The organism is Kangiella aquimarina DSM 16071 (genome assembly GCF_000374105.1).
GTDB lineage: Bacteria > Pseudomonadota > Gammaproteobacteria > Enterobacterales > Kangiellaceae > Kangiella > Kangiella aquimarina.
Genome location: NZ_KB893650.1, coordinates 876,723 through 893,782 on the forward strand (window position 1 = coordinate 876,723; position 17,060 = coordinate 893,782).

General features: G+C 46.1%; 20 protein-coding genes. 9 read left to right on the forward strand and 11 right to left on the reverse strand.

The features are described from left to right. Window positions 1-25 precede the first annotated feature (25 nt). Window positions 26-1,408, forward strand: a complete 1,383-nt coding sequence (locus B158_RS0104300) for a Na+/H+ antiporter NhaC family protein (protein ID WP_018624127.1) — start codon at window positions 26-28, stop codon at window positions 1,406-1,408. On the opposite strand, the gene B158_RS0104305 is transcribed toward B158_RS0104300, so the two are convergent. The 5 genes from B158_RS0104305 to B158_RS0104320 all read right to left on the reverse strand — a co-directional run bounded on the left by B158_RS0104305 (window position 1,405) and on the right by B158_RS0104320 (window position 5,108). Then, a complete protein-coding gene (locus B158_RS0104305) occupies window positions 1,405-2,733 on the reverse strand; it encodes an MATE family efflux transporter (RefSeq protein ID WP_018624128.1) in 1,329 nt (442 codons plus the stop codon). The genes B158_RS0104300 and B158_RS0104305 overlap by 4 nt on opposite strands. A gap of 164 nt (window positions 2,734-2,897) precedes the next feature. Further along, a complete protein-coding gene (locus B158_RS0104310; protein ID WP_018624129.1) occupies window positions 2,898-3,329 on the reverse strand; it encodes a BLUF domain-containing protein in 432 nt (143 codons plus the stop codon). 85 nt (window positions 3,330-3,414) lie between these two features. Next, entirely contained in the window at window positions 3,415-3,969 is a 555-nt protein-coding gene (locus B158_RS0104315; protein ID WP_018624130.1) for a cytochrome b/b6 domain-containing protein, read from the reverse strand. Between the two features lie 156 nt (window positions 3,970-4,125). After that, complete coding sequence (locus B158_RS13380) at window positions 4,126-4,287, reverse strand: hypothetical protein (RefSeq protein ID WP_156823042.1); 162 nt, start codon at window positions 4,285-4,287, stop codon at window positions 4,126-4,128. 113 nt (window positions 4,288-4,400) lie between these two features. Next, the gene (locus B158_RS0104320) at window positions 4,401-5,108 is read right to left on the reverse strand and encodes a ComF family protein (RefSeq protein ID WP_018624131.1); all 708 of its coding nucleotides are present in this window, start codon (window positions 5,106-5,108) and stop codon (window positions 4,401-4,403) included. 107 nt (window positions 5,109-5,215) lie between these two features. Here B158_RS0104320 and bioB point away from each other — a divergent pair, with 107 nt between their 5' ends. Genes bioB through bioC form a run of 4 tightly spaced genes read left to right on the forward strand, consistent with a single transcriptional unit; the run spans window position 5,216 to window position 9,146 of the window. Beyond that, window positions 5,216-6,310 (forward strand): biotin synthase BioB, encoded by a 1,095-nt coding sequence (gene bioB / locus B158_RS0104325; RefSeq protein WP_018624132.1) that lies wholly within the window; start codon window positions 5,216-5,218, stop codon window positions 6,308-6,310. Between the two features lie 24 nt (window positions 6,311-6,334). Continuing rightward, window positions 6,335-7,504, forward strand: coding sequence for an 8-amino-7-oxononanoate synthase (bioF, locus tag B158_RS0104330; RefSeq protein WP_018624133.1), 1,170 nt, complete (start codon window positions 6,335-6,337; stop codon window positions 7,502-7,504). Window positions 7,505-7,519: 15 nt separating this feature from the next. Continuing rightward, window positions 7,520-8,296, forward strand: a complete 777-nt coding sequence (bioH, locus tag B158_RS0104335) for a pimeloyl-ACP methyl ester esterase BioH (RefSeq protein ID WP_018624134.1) — start codon at window positions 7,520-7,522, stop codon at window positions 8,294-8,296. Further along, window positions 8,289-9,146 carry a malonyl-ACP O-methyltransferase BioC gene (gene bioC, locus B158_RS0104340; protein WP_018624135.1) on the forward strand — a complete coding sequence of 286 codons (858 nt, stop codon included), beginning with the start codon at window positions 8,289-8,291 and terminating at the stop codon, window positions 9,144-9,146. The genes bioH and bioC overlap by 8 nt, the downstream gene beginning before the upstream one ends. A 20-nt stretch (window positions 9,147-9,166) precedes the next feature. On the opposite strand, the gene B158_RS0104345 is transcribed toward bioC, so the two are convergent. Then, window positions 9,167-9,871, reverse strand: coding sequence for a hypothetical protein (locus B158_RS0104345; RefSeq protein WP_018624136.1), 705 nt, complete (start codon window positions 9,869-9,871; stop codon window positions 9,167-9,169). Window positions 9,872-9,982: 111 nt separating this feature from the next. On the opposite strand from B158_RS0104345, the gene bioD reads away from it, so the two are divergent. Further along, complete coding sequence (gene bioD, locus B158_RS0104350; RefSeq protein ID WP_018624137.1) at window positions 9,983-10,678, forward strand: dethiobiotin synthase; 696 nt, start codon at window positions 9,983-9,985, stop codon at window positions 10,676-10,678. On the opposite strand, the gene B158_RS12865 is transcribed toward bioD, so the two are convergent. Beyond that, window positions 10,652-11,062, reverse strand: a complete 411-nt coding sequence (locus tag B158_RS12865; protein WP_018624138.1) for a hypothetical protein — start codon at window positions 11,060-11,062, stop codon at window positions 10,652-10,654. The two genes, bioD and B158_RS12865, sit on opposite strands and share 27 nt — an antisense overlap. 85 nt (window positions 11,063-11,147) lie before the next feature. Between B158_RS12865 and B158_RS0104360 the strand changes: the two genes are divergently transcribed. Continuing rightward, complete coding sequence (locus tag B158_RS0104360; protein WP_018624139.1) at window positions 11,148-11,528, forward strand: diacylglycerol kinase; 381 nt, start codon at window positions 11,148-11,150, stop codon at window positions 11,526-11,528. A 21-nt stretch (window positions 11,529-11,549) separates the two neighbouring features. Here B158_RS0104360 and B158_RS0104365 read toward each other — a convergent pair whose 3' ends face one another. Beyond that, the gene (locus B158_RS0104365) at window positions 11,550-12,173 is read right to left on the reverse strand and encodes an alpha/beta fold hydrolase (protein WP_018624140.1); all 624 of its coding nucleotides are present in this window, start codon (window positions 12,171-12,173) and stop codon (window positions 11,550-11,552) included. Between the two features lie 100 nt (window positions 12,174-12,273). Between B158_RS0104365 and B158_RS0104370 the strand changes: the two genes are divergently transcribed. Further along, window positions 12,274-13,107 carry a Dam family site-specific DNA-(adenine-N6)-methyltransferase gene (locus tag B158_RS0104370; RefSeq protein ID WP_018624141.1) on the forward strand — a complete coding sequence of 278 codons (834 nt, stop codon included), beginning with the start codon at window positions 12,274-12,276 and terminating at the stop codon, window positions 13,105-13,107. Window positions 13,108-13,183: 76 nt separating this feature from the next. Here B158_RS0104370 and B158_RS0104375 read toward each other — a convergent pair whose 3' ends face one another. The 3 genes from B158_RS0104375 to B158_RS0104385 all read right to left on the reverse strand — a co-directional run bounded on the left by B158_RS0104375 (window position 13,184) and on the right by B158_RS0104385 (window position 15,266). Next, on the reverse strand, window positions 13,184-13,468 hold the full coding sequence (locus B158_RS0104375; RefSeq protein WP_018624142.1) for a DUF2970 domain-containing protein: 285 nt from the start codon (window positions 13,466-13,468) through the stop codon (window positions 13,184-13,186). Further along, entirely contained in the window at window positions 13,465-13,773 is a 309-nt protein-coding gene (locus tag B158_RS0104380) for a hypothetical protein (RefSeq protein ID WP_228127061.1), read from the reverse strand. The genes B158_RS0104375 and B158_RS0104380 overlap by 4 nt, the downstream gene beginning before the upstream one ends. 113 nt (window positions 13,774-13,886) lie before the next feature. Continuing rightward, window positions 13,887-15,266: a 3-deoxy-7-phosphoheptulonate synthase gene (locus B158_RS0104385; RefSeq protein WP_018624144.1), complete on the reverse strand. Its 1,380-nt coding sequence runs from the start codon at window positions 15,264-15,266 to the stop codon at window positions 13,887-13,889. A 422-nt stretch (window positions 15,267-15,688) separates the two neighbouring features. Here B158_RS0104385 and radA point away from each other — a divergent pair, with 422 nt between their 5' ends. Beyond that, complete coding sequence (gene radA / locus B158_RS0104390; protein WP_018624145.1) at window positions 15,689-17,056, forward strand: DNA repair protein RadA; 1,368 nt, start codon at window positions 15,689-15,691, stop codon at window positions 17,054-17,056. The last annotated feature ends 4 nt before the right edge of the window (window positions 17,057-17,060 follow it).

Sequence of the window (17,060 nt, forward strand, 5' to 3'; positions counted from 1 at the left end):
CAAGCTATTTTTTTGAAGGTTTTCTATGTCCAAAAAGCTTGCTACTTCTCCTGGCCTATCATCAGTTGGCACTTCCGAATCAATCACTGAAACACGCCACTCAAAGGTTTCCAGCCATAACCCTGCTCACTGGCTAGCATTATTGCCACTGGTATTATTTTTGGTGCTATTTCTTGGCTCTGGCATTTATTACACGACGCTTGGAGTTGAGTACGCTTTTTACCAGTTACCCGCACCGGTAGCAGTATTGCCAGCGATTGCAGTTGCGCTGTTTCTGGCTAAAGGAACCTTTGAGAGCAGAATCGCGATCCTATTAAAAGGTATTGGTGACAGTAATATTGTCGCCATGTGTTTGATATATCTGCTGGCAGGCGCTTTTGCGGCACTAACTGGTGTTATCGGGGCGATAGATGCGGTGGTCAACTTTGGACTTTACTGGATTCCCCCCGGATTTATTCTGCCAGGTTTATTTGTCATAGCGGCAGTGGTGTCATTTGCTATGGGCACTTCGATGGGAACACTGGCAGCGCTAGCTCCAATTGGATTTGGCCTATCGCAAACTGCGGGGCTTGAGCCTGCGATTGTGGCGGGCATCTTGCTAAGTGGCGCCATGTTTGGCGATAACCTGTCTGTCATTTCAGACACTTCGATTGCTGCAACGCGCACACAAGGCGCGACAGTTGGTGAAAAATTACGACAGAATGCTCGCTGGGCCATTCCCGCTGCTATCATTACTATTAGCTCATTTTCCTTAATTCCAACCGAGCCCTCACAAGCAGAGGTTGCTGATTACCAGCTCTATAAAGTGATTCCTTATTTGGCTATTGTGATTCTGGCATTAACTGGATTGAGTGTTTTCATTATTTTGCCGGCCGGCATCATCGTTAGTATCGGCATAGGGCTTATCAGTGGAAGCTTTACAGTTGACAATTCAGTGGCACAGACCATTTATCAAGGCTTCAGCAATATGCAGGAAATATTTTTGCTGTCACTGCTGATTGGTGGGCTTGGAGCCTTAATTGAAAAGCAGGGTGGCTTGCAATGGCTGGTCAATAAAATCAGCCAGCTGTTTGCCGCGAGCCAGTCTAAACTGAGGGCGCAGCTGGCGGTATTAAGTACCGCTGCAGTTACTAATCTGGCAGTGGCCAATAATACAGTTAGTATCATTCTGACCGGAAAAGTGACTCAATCGTTAGCCAACCAGGGGAATATTGAGCCAATGCGAAGCGCAAGTCTGGTCGATATCGGCGCCTGTTCTACTCAGGGAATATTACCTTATGGGGCACAGTGTCTATTGCTTGGGGCCAGTTTTGGCATATCACCGTTGGAACCGGTGCAATATGTGTGGTATTTGCCGATTTTATTAGCCGTAGTGTTTAGTAGTCTGTTGTTTAGAAAAGGTGCTTAGTCGACCACCGCATCGGCCCAGGTTCGACGCTGCCAAAGCCAGATAAAAGCGCCGGTCTGTAATACACGATAGGCAGCGTAAGCTAGCCAGATGGTCATAAGCCCAAAGCCAAAATAGGGGCCAAGTAGCCAGGCTACCGGCAAGAAAATCAGCCACTGAGAGAGCAGGGAAACGTACATCGGTGGCTTGGTGTAACCGGCACCATTCAATGCATTTAGAAAAACCAGTCCCATCGCATCAATAATGATGATGCCCGCGGACAGCTTGAAGGGCCAATGCGCGATTTGCAAAGCCGTTGGTTCTTTCAGGAATATACCCATGATGGGATCGGTGAAGATAAAGAACAAAGTTGCTAGAGCGGTTGCAAATATGAGTGCCATTTTCGCCACATCCCAACCCCACAGGTAAGCATCATTGGGATCTTGTTTACCCAACGCCTGGCCAACCATGGTTGCTGCGCCTATTCCCAGAGCAATGCAGGGCAGAATGGCAACCAGCATGACATTGGTGATGGCGTTTGCCGCTGCCAATTGATGAGTACCAACCTGACCAATAATCCAGAATAACGCAGTGAAACCACCAGCGAAGAATAGCTGCTGAATTGATGACGGCAACGATATTCTAAAAATCGATTTAATGGTTGCCAGCGCTGCCAGTCGTTCCATATAGCCAAATTGTTTGGTGTGTTTGGTGGCCAGAATATGGTAATAGATCGAACCCATAGCTAAGGAAATACTGGTGCCGATACCTGCGCCTAAAGTACCCAGTTCTGGCATGCCGAAATTACCAAAGATCAGGGTATAATTGAGCAGAATATTTAAAGAGTGCATGACCAGCAAGGTACGCAAGTAATAACCGGTCTGTTTAATGGCACTCCAGTAGCTACGGTAGCTGAAGTTCAAGCCAATCGCCAAAATACCGGCAAAACGTGCCTGCAGGTAGGGAATACCTTCTTCTAATAATTCGGGATCACTGTTCAGTGAACTTAGGATATCGGGCGCCAGGAAAAACAGAATGATGCTGGTGGGTAATGCCATCAGGCCAATGATTAACAGTGCGGCATTCAAGGGATAGGCAGCTTCGCTTTGGCGACCCTCGCCCATACGGCGCGAAACCATAGCCTGTACGCCTGCGGCAAAGCCGATGAAAAAGGCCACTGCCATAAAGTTGATAAAGCCAGCGATACCAATCGCGGCAATTGCAGCACTACCCTGAGTCCCCACCATTGCTGCATCAACCAGATTCAAAACATTCTGAGAAATCATACCGCCGACTATAGGCAGTGAGATTTGCAGAACTTGTTGTGAGCGGTCTTTATTGAGCAAAGCGGGATGTCCGAGCGCAGTGGGATTTTATGATGCGCATTGTATCAGGTATTGCTCAAAGGGCTAGTGTGCTTTGTCCTATGCCGTTTGATTCATCGGTAGAATCGCCTGGATAAAGAGGTGTGCTGAATGGATAAGTGACAGCATCCTTGCTGATACTTATTTTAGGCGGGGCTTTTGCGAAGCCAACGCACGTTACCGACCACCTCGTCAAAAAAGCCTCTCAACGATTCAGCACTCATGCTGTAAGGATCAAAATCAGCATTGGAAGAATACTTAAGAAATAGCTGCTTATTGTCTTCAGTTTTAGCAATTAGACCCATCGACCAGTCACTGAACTGTCTGGCAGTGATCTCCTGATAGTCCAAAATGGCCGGATCTTTATGGCGACTATCCTGCAGAATTTTGTGATAAACACGATTAACGGTATTACGATCACCTTCAAGAATCTGTAGAAATATGCCGTTGGACAGGCATAAGGCTCCAGTGACACCATCGGCCTGATTATTAGTCTGTGAGTGCTGCAGTATATTTTTAATGTCTTCGGACCCCAGCGTTTTACTGACCCGGCTGGCGTAAGTTAATTGCACAAGCATAATCATTATCCTCACTATCGGTTTAGTGGTTTGTTAAATAAGCCATAAAACCTTAGCCCTGTTCAGATGAAAGAGCTGTGAAGACTTAATTTGAATCTTTTCTGACCATGCTTTTCCAGACATGGTCACCGCTAAGCGTATGAACAATCACGGCACCAACGTGCAAAATCAAAAAGAGAGGGATGAGTGCTTCTCCTACTTCATGACCTTCTTCTATTGCTTCGAACAGCGCTGACCCCGTGCTGTTCTGCAGCAGGAAAATGGCTGTGCCTGAAATAGCCATCCATAGAAATAGTAGCAACCCTGAAAACTGTACAATCCCTGCCAGGCCCTGATGTATTTCTCTTTGTGGAAGTTTAAAGCGAATGAGTTGTCCAATATCCTGTGCGGCCAATCGCCACTGTGCCCTATTAAAGTAGGTCCAGCCCTTGAAGCTCAGTTTTCCTTTGGTCAAAAGACCTGTTCCGAAGCGAGTCAGGATAAACACCAACACGGCAAGACCAAGATAAAGATGCAACAGAAAGCCATTGGAGTTAAAGCCATCATCAGCATTTTCGCCGGTAAGCCAGGCGGCAATCCCGAAAAGGGCAAGGCCCCAGTGTAATAACTGAGACCGACGATTAAAGGTTTCTGTGTTCATGGGATTGCTCCTCTGAATGAATGTAACTTCAATCTAGGAACTATGAGTCAATAGCACAATGGACAAGTGCGCAGCGGCTTGATCGAGATCAGGAAGGTTTACAGACAAATGTACGGAGGGTGCATTTGTCTGTCTTTGGATAATGGATATAAAAAATTATGATGTTCTTACGACATTTCCTTTACCGTCAACCTGAATGCGAACGGATTTATGACAATTGCGACAAGTGCCAACGCCCGTACCACTTCTGGAAACGCCGGTTTTGAACGTTGAAACTGAACCACACTTAGGACAAGGGATAGTGAAAGTTGCAGACATTAGAGGCTCCTATTTTATTTTTTTCAATATAGTTTCAAGCAAAAGTGTCAATATTTTTAACACCTGCTTAAATATATATAACTTCTCACAATGCTGCAAATCCTTCATTGTGCTCAGGTCTTGGCCAGGCACCAGACATCAATTCTTTCAACGCCATGCTTTAGGCACTGCTTGGATGCCTCCTGAATGGTTGAGCCAGTGGTGACAACATCGTCCACCAAAGCAATATGCTTAGGCAGTTCCTGCTTAACGGTAAAAGCTCGCTTAAGGTTTTTGCGGCGCTCTACAGCCTTTAGGCCAATTTGGTGGGGAGTATCCTTAATTCTGAGCAGTGCGTGTTCAAGCAGAGGGATGTCTAATTTACGAGTCAGATGTTTGGCAATCAGTTGGGATTGATTAAAGCCGCGCTCTCGTAAGCGGTTAGAATGTAATGGAATGGGAACTATGGCCTGAGGAAGCGGAATGTCCTGATAATAGGCAATCAGCTCATTAAGCAGTAAGTTGCTGAAGCTACGAATATGATGCAGTTGTTTTTCAAACTTCATTTCGCTGATGGCATGATTGACAGGGAACTCATAATGAGTGGCTGAAATTAATGCCTGGTATCGGGGGGGCTTTTTAAGACACTGCCCACAAACAGCACCAATCGGTTGTTTGCCAAGACTATTACCGCATTGCTGGCAGTATTGCCCTTGCCGTTGTACAGCAGAAAGGCAGGGATCACAAAAGCCCGAGTAATCGGTGCCCAAGCCACATAAAGAGCAATTGACGGAGTTTTGAGGATTATTCTTGCGAACAATTGAAAATAGATTGTAAACCATAATTCCCTTTAATTGGTTGACAGTGAGTGATGAAACCGTAAACTTCACGCTATTCTTCCTGAATCTTGCTGTGCGCGAAGCCATAGACTATAAGGGTTTTTAAAATAATGAGCAATCAAAATAACGGTCAAACATTAACCAGTTTAGAAAAATTGAATAGTGGTCAGGTTCGCCATGACTGGACATTAGCAGAGGTCGAAGCTATTTATAATCAGCCTTTCAATGATCTGTTGTTTGCCGCACAGAATATTCATCGCCAGCATTTCAATCCGAATCAGATTCAAACCAGTACCTTGTTGAGCATCAAAACTGGCGCCTGTCCTGAAGATTGCGCCTATTGCCCACAGTCTGGTCATTACAACACTGGCCTGTCCAAGGAACAGTTGATGGCGGTCGAAGAGGTAGTGACCAAGGCCCAGCAGGCTAAGAAAAATGGTGCAACTCGTTTCTGCATGGGGGCGGCTTGGCGCTCGCCACGTGAAAAAGATCTGGATGTGGTTTTAGAAATGGTCCGTCAGGTTAAAGATATGGGTTTGGAAACTTGCGTGACCCTGGGCATGCTGACCGATGAGCAGGCGCAAAAATTGGCCGAAGCAGGTCTGGACTATTACAACCACAACCTTGATACCTCGCCTGAGTATTATCAGCAAATTATTACTACCCGTACCTACAAAAATCGTTTGGATACTCTGCAACACGTTCGTGATGCAGGTATTAATGTTTGCAGTGGCGGTATTATTGGTATGGGTGAAGAAACCAATGATCGTTATGGCCTATTGCAACAGTTGGCCAATATGCCTGAGCATCCGCAAAGTGTACCGATTAATATGTTGGTGGCCGTTGAAGGTACGCCATTGGGTGAGGTAGAGAAACTTGATTCGATTGAGTTTGTACGCATGATTGCCACTGCTCGAATCATGATGCCTCAGTCTTATGTGCGCCTGTCTGCTGGCCGTGAAGACATGAATCAGGAAACCCAGACTTTATGCTATCTGGCTGGTGCAAATTCTATTTTCTATGGCGAGAAACTTTTGACTACGGCTAACCCTGAAGCGGAAGCGGATATGCAGTTGTTCAAACGTCTGGGCATTCAGCCTGAGCGCCGTGAGATGGATCAGGAAGAGCTGATTCAAGAAACGCCTAAAGTTGAAGAGCAGCAACCGGCTAAACCGTTATTCTACGACGCAACCAAAACTCACTAGATAGTTAATCGAGAACTAATTGCCATGTGGCAAAAACTGCAAGCCAGACTTGAGCAGCGCAAAGCTCAGGACCTGTTACGCCAGCGCCTGACCATTGAGGGCGCGCAGGGCGTACGTATTCGGGCTGAAGGTAAAGAGTATCTGAATTTCAGCAGCAATGACTATCTGGGGCTGGCTAATCATCCAAAGCTCAACGAGGCAATGCAAAAAGCTGCCAAACAATATGGCGCTGGCAGTGGCGCATCGCATTTAATTATTGGTCACAGCGACCAACATCATGCGCTGGAACAAGAAATCGCTGACTTTTTAGGTACAGAAAGAGCGCTATTGTTTTCGACAGGTTATATGGCGAACTATGGGGTACTGACCTGTTTGCCTGAAAAGAATGACCTGATTATTCAGGACAAATTAAATCACGCATCCTTAATTGATGGTGGCATGGCAAGCCCAGCCAAAATGCTGCGCTATGCACATGCTGATATGGATTCTTTTGAGCGTCAGATGAAGCAGCCTGCAGACACTCGGTTGGTCGTGACCGATGGCGTTTTCAGCATGGATGGCGATATTGCGCCCTTGCCAGAACTGGTCAGCAGCTGCAACGCGCATAAAGCCTCATTGATGATTGATGATGCGCATGGCTTTGGCGTTCTGGGTGAGCAGGGAAAAGGAAGCCTTGAGCACTTTGGATTAGCGCAGCAGTCAGCAGATATTTATATGGCAACATTGGGCAAGGCTCTCGGTGGATTTGGAGCGGTAGTGGCCGGTAACGAACTGTTGATTGAAAGCCTGATTCAGTTTGGCCGCAGCTATATCTACACCACAGCCATGCCAGCGGCAGTAGCCGCAGCAAATCGTGCGGGGCTTAAGTTAATTCAAGAAGAATCATGGCGTCGCCAGCAGTTGAAAATGAACATTGATTATTTCCGTCGGTTGGCAAACGAATATGACATTCCCTTGATGCCTTCGGAAACGGCCATTCAGCCGGTGTTGATTGGGCGTAATGACAAAACATTGGCCGTTAGTCGCGCCTTAAAAGAGGCAGGTATTTTACTGGTTGCCATCAGGCCGCCAACGGTCCCGGAAAACAGTGCTCGGTTACGCGTGACATTAACCGCTGAACATAGCACTGACGACATAGATTATTTACTTGAACAGCTTTCAGCTGAAATAAACAAAGCAAATCAACAGAAATGATGTTAGAGGTAATGGGTGAGTAAGTTACAACCTTATATAGAGTCTACCGGACAAGGGCCTGATCTGGTTTTACTGCATGGCTGGGGATTACACTCGGGCATCTGGGAAATGCTGGCCGATGATCTGGCTGAACACTTCACCTTACACATGATTGACTTGCCGGGTTTTGGGCGTTCACCCATTCCTGGCGATCCTTACACCTTGAATTTGCTCACCGAGCAAGTGCTAAAGGTTGCACCAGACAATGCACATTATCTTGGCTGGTCACTGGGCGGCCTGGTTGCCACCAACATTGCCATCGAAACGCCTGAGCGAGTCAACAAGTTGATCACGGTGGCCAGTAATCCTCGATTTGTTCAGGAAGACGACTGGCAGCATGCAATGAAAGCGAACATCATGGATAGCTTCTGCCGCTATCTGGAAGAAGACTACCAAGGGACCATTATTCGCTTTCTGGCCATTCAGGCAATCGGCAGCGAAACCCAGAAAGAAGACATTCGTCGATTAAGAGATACGGTATTTATTCATGGTGTGCCTGCTGGTAAGGCGTTACGTGGTGGCCTGGCGTTACTGAACGAGGTTGATTTACGCAGTGAGTTAAGCAGAGTAAAAGCACCAATGCTACGCCTTTATGGCAGACTGGATTCGCTGGTCCCTGCCAAGACTGCCGAGCAGGTTGCCGAACTGGTTCCGCATAGTCAGCACAAGGTTTATCCCAAAGCCAGCCATGCTCCATTCCTGTCTCATAAGCCACTATTTGTGAACGACGTTAAAGAGTTTTTGCATGAGTAAAGCAACGCAGGCAAGAATCAATCAGATTTCAAAAGGTGATATTGCCCGCTCATTTAGCCGAGCAGCAAATACCTATGATGATGCAGCTTTCTTCCAGAGAGTGGCGGGGGAGCGCCTACTGGAGCGTTTGCAGTATTTCAAACTGCAACCGAGCGATATTTTAGATTTGGGTTGTGGCACAGGTCATTTTACCCGCGAACTCAGTCGTCGATATCCAAGTGCCAAAGTAACCGGCGCAGATTTGGCAGAAGGGATGATCGATTTCTGTCGTGCCCAATCGAATCAGGAAGATTATGTGTGTGCCGATGCGCTGAAGCTACCCTTTGAAAGTAACAGTTTTGATTTTGTGTTTTCAAACCTGACCATTCAGTGGGTTGAAGAGTTGCCACAATTATTCCAGGAACTTAATCGCGTGTTGAAGCCCGAAGGTTTACTGCTTTTCACTACTCTCGGCCCCGACACGCTTTATGAGTTAAAGCAAAGCTGGGCTGCTGTAAATGACTACCAGCATGTGAATAACTTTATTGATATGCACCATGTGGGTGATGCCATGTTGAGTGCCCGCTTGTCGGATCCTGTTGTGGATAATGAACCAGTGGTGATTGGTTATAACCGTGCGATAGAGCTGATGAGGGATTTAAAGAATATTGGCGCTCATAATATTGACTCTAGCCGAAACCATGGCTTAACCAGTCCACGTCAGCTGCGCAAGCTGGAGCAGGAATACAGCAAATTTAAAATGGATGATGGTCAGTTGCCCGCAACCTATGAGCTGGTTTATGGGCATGCATTTGGTACCGAAACCAGTTCAGCAGTTGGTTACCATGACTATGCGGTAGAAATTGGGTAGATGTTTAAAGAGGAATGACGTTAATTCTTTTTGTTTTCAAAGTTAACGATTTTTTCTTTTAATTCTTCTTCTTTCTGCTCAAGCGTTTGCTTAACATTTTTCATTTGCGCTTCGTGCAGGAAGTCGCGCAGAGTTTCAAATTCAGTACGATAGAAGTCGCGCTCATCACGTAAGTTATCGATGTTGCGGCTTAAAGTGGCATTGGCCTGAACGAGTCGTTTATGACTCTTTTTAAGGTGTTCAAATTCAGAACCCAGGCTTTCTTTGAAGCGCTCTTTTTCATCGAGAGCGTCCTGGCGGATAGTGCGAACGCGGGCATCGCATTCTTCGCGAAGCTGATCCATTTCTTCATCAAGCTCTCGCTTGGTATCTGCAATGGATTGTAAGGCATTGAGATAATTCTGTTGGGCTTCTTCGTATGACGTTTGTGCCTGCTTATATTTGCCTTTCAGCTCTCGGTGTTCCTGAGTTAGGGCTGTATTGCGCTCAGAAAGGTTTTGCAGAGAATGTTTTAAGTCATCTCGGGTGGATTCCAGCTCTTTGATACGCTGGGCTTTGCCGGCAATATTACGGGTATTTTCTTCGAGGACTTTTTTGAGTTCTTCGTTTTTAGACTCAAGCTGCCTTACCACGGCATGCTTCAGAGCAGCAGTCACTACTGCTACCAAAAGGACTACCAAGGCGATAATCGCCAAAGTGAGTATGATAGTGTTGTCGCCAGCCAAATTAAGTCACCTGAAAAAAGGACTATGATTCTATGCTACGCCAAAATGTAGCAACTTTGTATCAAATTATAGCGTAACCATTGAAGAACGATGTGTGCGAGGGGTAACAAAATGAACAAAACAAGAGAAATATTATTCATTGCAGGCACTGACACAGAGGTTGGGAAAACCTTTATAACTCAGGCGCTTATCAATGCATTATTGCATTGTCAAAAACAGGTTGTGGGGCTAAAACCGGTGGCTTCAGGTGCCGAGCTGGAAGCTGGACAGTGGCGCAATGAAGATGGTCTGAAAATCCATGAGCTATCGAAAAAAAGCCCCGGTTTTGAGCAAATGAGCTACTCCGACATAAATCCCCTGTGCTTCGAGCCGGCCATAGCGCCACATATTGCTGCGCAGGAAGCTGGAGTTGAGTTATCAATTGCCGAGTTCAACAGATTGCTTAAATTTCCTGATAGCGAGTACTTGCTGGTAGAAGGTGCGGGTGGTTGGTTAACGCCGCTCAATGACACAGAAACTTATGCGGACTGGGTTGAGCAGAAAGGAATGGATGTCATTCTGGTGATTGGTATGAAGCTTGGCTGCCTCAATCATGCCATGTTGACAGTCTGCGATATTGAGCGTCGTGGATTGAAGTTAAGGGGCTGGGTAGCCAATTTTGTGTTTGGTGATATGAATCGAAGTGAGCAAAATCTGGACTGGTTGAAAAAGAATATTTCAGCGCCCTGTCTTGGTGTGGTTAGCAAGCAAGAAGGCGCTGATTATGAAAAAGCCAGTGAGTTATTGGACCTTAAGGTTTTGCTCTGAGGCAACACACTGATTGTTAAGGCAGCTAACATGGGGTTTTGGTGTTACCACGCAAATTCCCATGATCTGGTTTTCTTTGAAGTAATCCTGGCGCTCTTTTTTATAAGCTGCCGCCAGTTCCTGTAGTCTGGCTTCGTCAACGTTAGGTTTTGAGTAGGGCTCATAGGTTTCAGGACCGCCACAAGGTTTAGCGCCAACCTCAACCAGGGCACAGTCTGCATCTGAGTTGCAGCTTTTGTCAGCGATGGCTGCCTGTATTTGCTGCTGAAAATCCACAGGGTTTGTGTCGAAGTTATCTGGATTGTCCTGATTGCCAGCTTGTGAGCAGGCAACAAGTGGGGCTAGCGCCAAAGCAATGATATATTTTAAGTGTTTGATTTTCATAATATTGCCAATTTTTGTCAGTTTGCTCAAAAGGCTAGCATACAGTAGTATCAGTGTATAAGCCTAATCTATTAAGTCAGTCACAATGTCACTTATGAAACCCAGTAAAACAGGTATTCCCCGCATTATTGATGCCACAAAGTATTCTTTGCAGGGCCTGAAAGGCGCCTGGCTTAATGAGGCTGCTTTCCGTCAGGAATTGGTTCTGGCTATTATCCTCATTCCTCTGGCTTTTGTCATTGGTAACACCACCGCCGAAATTGCGATTTTGCTACTGACACTGGGGATTGTGCTGATGGCGGAGCTTGCTAATTCAGCGATTGAAGCGGTTGTTGACCGCATTGGTTCCGAAAGACATCCATTGTCTGGACGTGCAAAAGATATCGGTTCAGCGATGGTGTTTGTCGCCTTACTGTTTACAGGCATCGTCTGGGGCACTGTCTGCTACTTCAATTTCTTCTCATAAGCTAACTGACCAGTTGGATGTTTAGAGCTGGTTCAATATAAACTCCTGAGCAAATTTGGCAGCCATCTGCCAGCTTTCTTCCGTACTGACCTCTGATCGCTTTAGGGTTTCCAGGCTATGGTTACCGTCTTCTAGCCATTTAACCTTGATGTTTGCAGATAATTCATAACTCGCCACTTCCTCAGGCTTACCGAAAGGATCGCGCGTACCTTGCAATATCAATGTAGGCGTACTTAGATTCTGCAGATGCTCCGTTCGTAGGTTGTCAGGCTTGCCAGGAGGGTGGAACGGATAACCCATACAGATCAAGCCAGCCACCCGTTCTTCATCAGCAATCATACTTGCAACACGGCCGCCCATCGATTTTCCGCCAATAAATACTTTTCTTCCTTTGGAATGTTCAAGAATCTGGTGCTTGTAGGCTTCAATCAGTTTAGGCATCCGATCTGGTGGAGACTTTTTACCGGTTTGCTGACGTTTCAGCATATAAGGAAAATCAAATAGCACTACTTCGATAGCGCTATGGCTAATTAGCTTTGTCATGCTTTGCATGAATTCAGAGCTGGAGTCGGCGCCTGCACTGTGTGCAAAAATAAAAACGGCTTGTGGAATATTTTGATTGTTCGAATCTTGGTTTAGAGTCATGCCTTTCCTATTGCAGTTCCTGCTTTTGGGTTGAATTTTAACTTTCAATCGTGATCGGTTTTGATACACTAGGCAGCAATTGTAAGAATAAAAACCGATTATGTCTTCACTAAAGCCCACTTCCTATCAAAGACCTTTCCTTAAGTGGGCGGGTGGTAAGTTCCGATTACTACCGAGAATTTTGAAAGTTTTACCAGAAGGCAATAAGCTGATTGAGCCATTCGCGGGCTCGGGAGCACTGTTCCTAAATGCTGATTATGATCGATATTTGTTAGCTGATATTAATCCCGATCTGATCGATGTTTTTAATCAGCTTAAAAAAGGCAAGAGCACCTTTATTGATTATTGCTCGAGTTATTTTACCGATCAGTATAATAACCAGAATACCTTTTACGAATTACGTGAACACTTCAATCAGTTAAAGCCAGGAAAAGAACGAGCAGCATTATTCGTATACTTTAACCGTCATGGCTATAACGGCTTGTGTCGCTATAATCGTTCCGGTGGCTTTAACGTGCCATTTGGACGCTACAAAAAACCTTATTTTCCTGGACGTGAAATGGAGTTCTTTGCTGCAAAGGCAAAGCGTGCGGAATTTCGATGCCAGAGTTTTAGTAAAACCATGACCCATACTCGTCAGGGCAATGTGATTTATTGTGACCCGCCTTATCTTCCCTGGTCATTGACCGCAAACTTCACCAGCTACAGCCAGCAGGAATTTTCACTCGATAATCAGCGTGAGCTGGCCCTCGAAGCACAGAAACTCGCCAAGCGAGGCGTTCCAGTTGTTATTTCCAATCATGACACCGACTTTGCGCGTCTGATTTACGCTAAAGCAAAAGATTTGCAATCCTTTCCGGTTCGACGCTTTATTTCCTGCGATGGTGCAGGGCGCAACAATGCTCAGGAATTGATAGTGGTTTATCGGAAGTAGGGTAGGTGTATGAGTGCTTTTGTACGGGCAATTGATGAACTGCCCGTACGAACTATAGAGAGCTGATTAAACTAATCTACTGCCCAGCGCTTTCCAGTGCTGAGTTAACGAAATAAAGAATAGTGAATATAAAAATAATCACGAAGACTATACCGCCAATAATGAAGTTTAAGGCGCTGCCTTTTTCGAAGTCTTTCTGGCGTTGTTCTTCGGATTGAACACCAAACATGGCGCCAACTACACTTTTCACAGTGGACCAGAAGCCTGTACCTTTATGGTCTGACTGTTGATCGTTGTCGTTTGTGTTGTTTTGGGTATTACTGGAAAGATTTTTTTGCGTAGGAGTGTGTTGCTCGCTCATTCATCACCGCCAAACAGTTCGAGAATATCGATAAAATGCAGACTTGGCATTGTATGAGATTCTGTTAGCCATGAAAACCAGCTAACTGACTGTTCGGATTTTTTTTCGTCTTTTTTAGTGTTTTGCTGAGGAGCTGGCTGAACCAATTCAGGTTCCAGCTGAGTTAGCACGTGAAGCTGGGTGTCATCGGTTGGAGAGTATTGTACATTGGAGCACATTTGAGCATTGGCAAAAGCCTGACCTGACAGGAATGAGCCGGCCACAAAAACTGAAACAGTCATGTACTTTTTTACAGCTTTAGTCATTTTCATCATTGCTCCTCATACTTTCCATCTGGGTCGAACACGCTTTCCATAGGCCTAGTTTACCCATTTGGGCGAACTTATCCGCCTAATATACGTGAACATTTGGTTACAATTCAAGAAGATGATACGTGTTTTGTGTCAATTTTATGTAAATGTTGCTGCTTTTCTTCGAGAGAATCAATTAATTCAAATACTTGAGCCACATTTAGGCGCGGATCGACCAGGCTGGTATAGGCTTTATCCAGTTCCTGCTCTGTGACTCCATAGGTGCCACCAACGCATTCCATGACTGCTTCAGCGGTCATTTCCAGATGCACGCCACCAAGATGGCTGCTATGCGCAGCATGAATTTCAAAAGCTTGTTGCAGTTCACTCTGGATATGCTGGAAATCACGTGTTTTGATGCCCTGTGAACTTACCCGAGTATTGCCATGCATCGGGTCGCAGCTCCAGAGTACCTTGAGTCCAGCTGCCTGCACGGCCTTGATCATTTCCGGTAAGACTTGAGCGATATGCTGATGACCAAATCGTTGAATCAGGGTTAAGCGCCCAGCTTCATTATTGGGATTCAGCACCTGACATAACTGAACCAGGGTTTGTGGCGACAGATCTTTACCAACTTTAATGGCTATTGGATTGGCAATACCGCGAAGATATTCGATATGGGCGCTGTCTTGAATGGTGGTGCGCATACCAACCCAGGGATAGTGAGTCGATAAGTTATACCATTTTCCATTATTGGCTTTGCGGGTCAGCGCTTCTTCATAATGCAGATGCAGTGCTTCATGACTGGTGAAGAACTCAAGCCAGTGACGGCTATTATGCTGCGGACCATTGGCCTGATGGAACAAACGCATGGCTTCTCGGAACTGATCAAGGCTCTTGTGCAATTTGGCGTTAGTTTTTAGTGACAACAGGTTTTGTGATTCCTGCTCCAGTTGGAACAGATCACTGATATCGCCTTCAAGCAGAGAGCGGATGTAATTGATTGTCAACGAAGCATAACTATAGCCCTGAAGCATACGGGCTGGATCCGGCATTCGTGCGGATTCGCTGAAATGAATATGATTGACCAGGTCGCCGCGATAGCTGGGAAGAGTGGTTTGATCCTGAGTTTCCGTCAGTTCGGAACGGGGTTTAGCATATTGACCTGCGATGCGACCGATACGAACCACCGGCTTTTGAGTTTGCTGGCTTACCAGCAGGCTTAAACTCATGAGCAGACGAACTTTTTGTGAAATGGCGTCGGCATTACAATCAGAAAAGGACTCAGCGCAGTCACCACCTTGCAGGATGAAGGCTCTACCTTCCTGAGCATCGGCAATATGACTTTTTAAGCTGTCCACTTCGCTCGCAGAAACCAAAGGCGGTAATTGACGCAACTTATCAATAACCTGCGCCAAGGCTTCGCTATCACCATATTTGATTTGCTGACTGACTGGTTTTAGCTTCCAGCTGTCTGGAGCCCATTGGTCAGCGTGACTGTTACTCATGATAAATTCAGATATCTGCTTCAATAAAGCTATTCTATCTCATAAGATAGGCGCTGGCGAATAGAAGCGTGTTTCGGGTGACAATCTGAAAATAGCAATGATATACGACATTGTTTATCGCAAAGATAAGTGAATATGCTGAGTCAGAAAGTTAAACCAATAAAACAGCAACAACGGTAGAAAAGTTGAGATGACGCTAATCGAGGCAAAACCGGACGAAATAGCGGAGCTGATGTAGCATCATCAGTGAGCATATTGAGGACGGGTGCAACCGGCAAATCAATAAGAAAACGGACTGAGCAATTGTCTGACAAGGCAGAATGGGCGTGTTTGAGGAAGTTTATAAATAATAAATGACCGAAAGCTAAGCACATTCTAACAAAGTCAGACAGACGATCAGACCGTTTGAAAGTAAGGTAATTATGGGAAAAGTAAAAACAATTTATGTTTGCCAAGAATGCGGCAGCGAAACCCCACAATGGGCGGGGCAGTGTGGTGCCTGTAAAGCATGGAACTCGATGGTTGAGCAAGTGGATGCTAAAAAAGTCAGTAGCACTGCTAAGAGCTCACGCTTTACAGGTTACGCAGGACAGGATTCTAAAGTGGTCAAAATGGACAAGGTGGATCTGTCTGAGCTACCGCGCATGTCATCAGGATTGTCTGAACTGGATCGAGTATTAGGCGGTGGTTTAGTGCCGGGCTCAGTCGTTTTAATGGGCGGTGATCCGGGGATCGGTAAATCAACTATCCTGTTACAGAGTCTGTGCAAAATCAGCGAAACTGATTCGGTTTTATACGTGACTGGTGAGGAATCATTACAGCAGGTAACCATGCGTGCTCAGCGGTTAGGCCTGGCTACTGGTGATTTTTCTTTGCTAACTGAAACGCAGGTCGAGCAAATTACCACGCAAGCTTTGATGCAAAAGCCGAAAGTCATGGTGGTTGATTCCATTCAGACTATCTACACAGAAATGTTGCAGTCTGCACCAGGTGGTGTGGCTCAGGTGCGTGAAAGTGCCGCTCAGTTGGTGCGATTTGCGAAACAGACTGGCATTACGTTATTAGTTGTTGGTCATGTCACTAAAGATGGTGCTTTGGCAGGACCGCGGGTGCTAGAGCATATGGTAGATGCAGTTCTGTATTTTGAGGGCGAACGTGATGGTCGACTTCGGCTGTTGCGCGCAGTGAAAAATCGTTTTGGCGCAGTCAATGAGCTGGGGGTCTTTGCCATGACCGACGAAGGCTTGAAGCAGGTCAAAAATCCCTCTGCAATATTTCTCTCCAAATATCAGGACCCGGTAGCGGGCAGTGCGGTGATGGCAACCTGGGAAGGCACGCGCCCTATGCTGGTGGAGATTCAGGCGCTGGTGGATACCTCACACGCTCCTCAACCGCGCCGTATCGCAGTCGGTCTCGATCATCAGCGAATTGCTATGTTACTGGCGGTGCTTAATCGTCACGCCGGAATTGCAACTTATGATCAGGATGTGTTTGCCAATGTGGTGGGTGGTGTCAGAGTCATGGAGACTAGCTCCGATTTGGCGTTAGTGGCCTCGATCATTTCGAGCCTACGAAACCGCCCACTGGAAGAACATACCGTCATCTTTGGTGAGATTGGATTAGCGGGTGAAATTCGTCCGGTGCCCAATGGTCAGGAGCGCCTGAAGGAAGCAGCCAAACATGGCTTCAAACGAGCAATCGTTCCTGAGGGCAATAAGCCTCAGAAGCCATTCGATGGCATGGAGGTTATTGGTGTTAGTCGAATGGCTCAGTTTATTCAACTTATTTAGGTAA

Excerpts from the sequence above, each read along its gene's own strand:
- B158_RS0104375 (WP_018624142.1), bottom strand. The coding sequence starts at position 13,468 with ATGAGCGAGCAACACACTCCTACGCAAAAAAATCTTTCCAGTAATACC.
- B158_RS0104370 (WP_018624141.1), top strand. The coding sequence starts at position 12,274 with ATGTCTTCACTAAAGCCCACTTCCTATCAAAGACCTTTCCTTAAGTGG.
- B158_RS12865 (WP_018624138.1), bottom strand. The coding sequence starts at position 11,062 with ATGAAAATCAAACACTTAAAATATATCATTGCTTTGGCGCTAGCCCCA.
- B158_RS0104315 (WP_018624130.1), bottom strand. The coding sequence starts at position 3,969 with ATGAACACAGAAACCTTTAATCGTCGGTCTCAGTTATTACACTGGGGC.
- bioF (WP_018624133.1), top strand. The coding sequence starts at position 6,335 with ATGTGGCAAAAACTGCAAGCCAGACTTGAGCAGCGCAAAGCTCAGGAC.
- B158_RS0104365 (WP_018624140.1), bottom strand. The coding sequence starts at position 12,173 with ATGACTCTAAACCAAGATTCGAACAATCAAAATATTCCACAAGCCGTT.
- bioB (WP_018624132.1), top strand. The coding sequence starts at position 5,216 with ATGAGCAATCAAAATAACGGTCAAACATTAACCAGTTTAGAAAAATTG.
- B158_RS0104385 (WP_018624144.1), bottom strand. The coding sequence starts at position 15,266 with ATGAGTAACAGTCACGCTGACCAATGGGCTCCAGACAGCTGGAAGCTA.
- B158_RS0104380 (WP_228127061.1), bottom strand. The coding sequence starts at position 13,773 with ATGACTAAAGCTGTAAAAAAGTACATGACTGTTTCAGTTTTTGTGGCC.
- bioC (WP_018624135.1), top strand. The coding sequence starts at position 8,289 with ATGAGTAAAGCAACGCAGGCAAGAATCAATCAGATTTCAAAAGGTGAT.
- radA (WP_018624145.1), top strand. The coding sequence starts at position 15,689 with ATGGGAAAAGTAAAAACAATTTATGTTTGCCAAGAATGCGGCAGCGAA.
- B158_RS13380 (WP_156823042.1), bottom strand. The coding sequence starts at position 4,287 with ATGTCTGCAACTTTCACTATCCCTTGTCCTAAGTGTGGTTCAGTTTCA.
- B158_RS0104320 (WP_018624131.1), bottom strand. The coding sequence starts at position 5,108 with ATGGTTTACAATCTATTTTCAATTGTTCGCAAGAATAATCCTCAAAAC.
- bioD (WP_018624137.1), top strand. The coding sequence starts at position 9,983 with ATGAACAAAACAAGAGAAATATTATTCATTGCAGGCACTGACACAGAG.
- B158_RS0104360 (WP_018624139.1), top strand. The coding sequence starts at position 11,148 with ATGTCACTTATGAAACCCAGTAAAACAGGTATTCCCCGCATTATTGAT.
- B158_RS0104310 (WP_018624129.1), bottom strand. The coding sequence starts at position 3,329 with ATGCTTGTGCAATTAACTTACGCCAGCCGGGTCAGTAAAACGCTGGGG.
- B158_RS0104300 (WP_018624127.1), top strand. The coding sequence starts at position 26 with ATGTCCAAAAAGCTTGCTACTTCTCCTGGCCTATCATCAGTTGGCACT.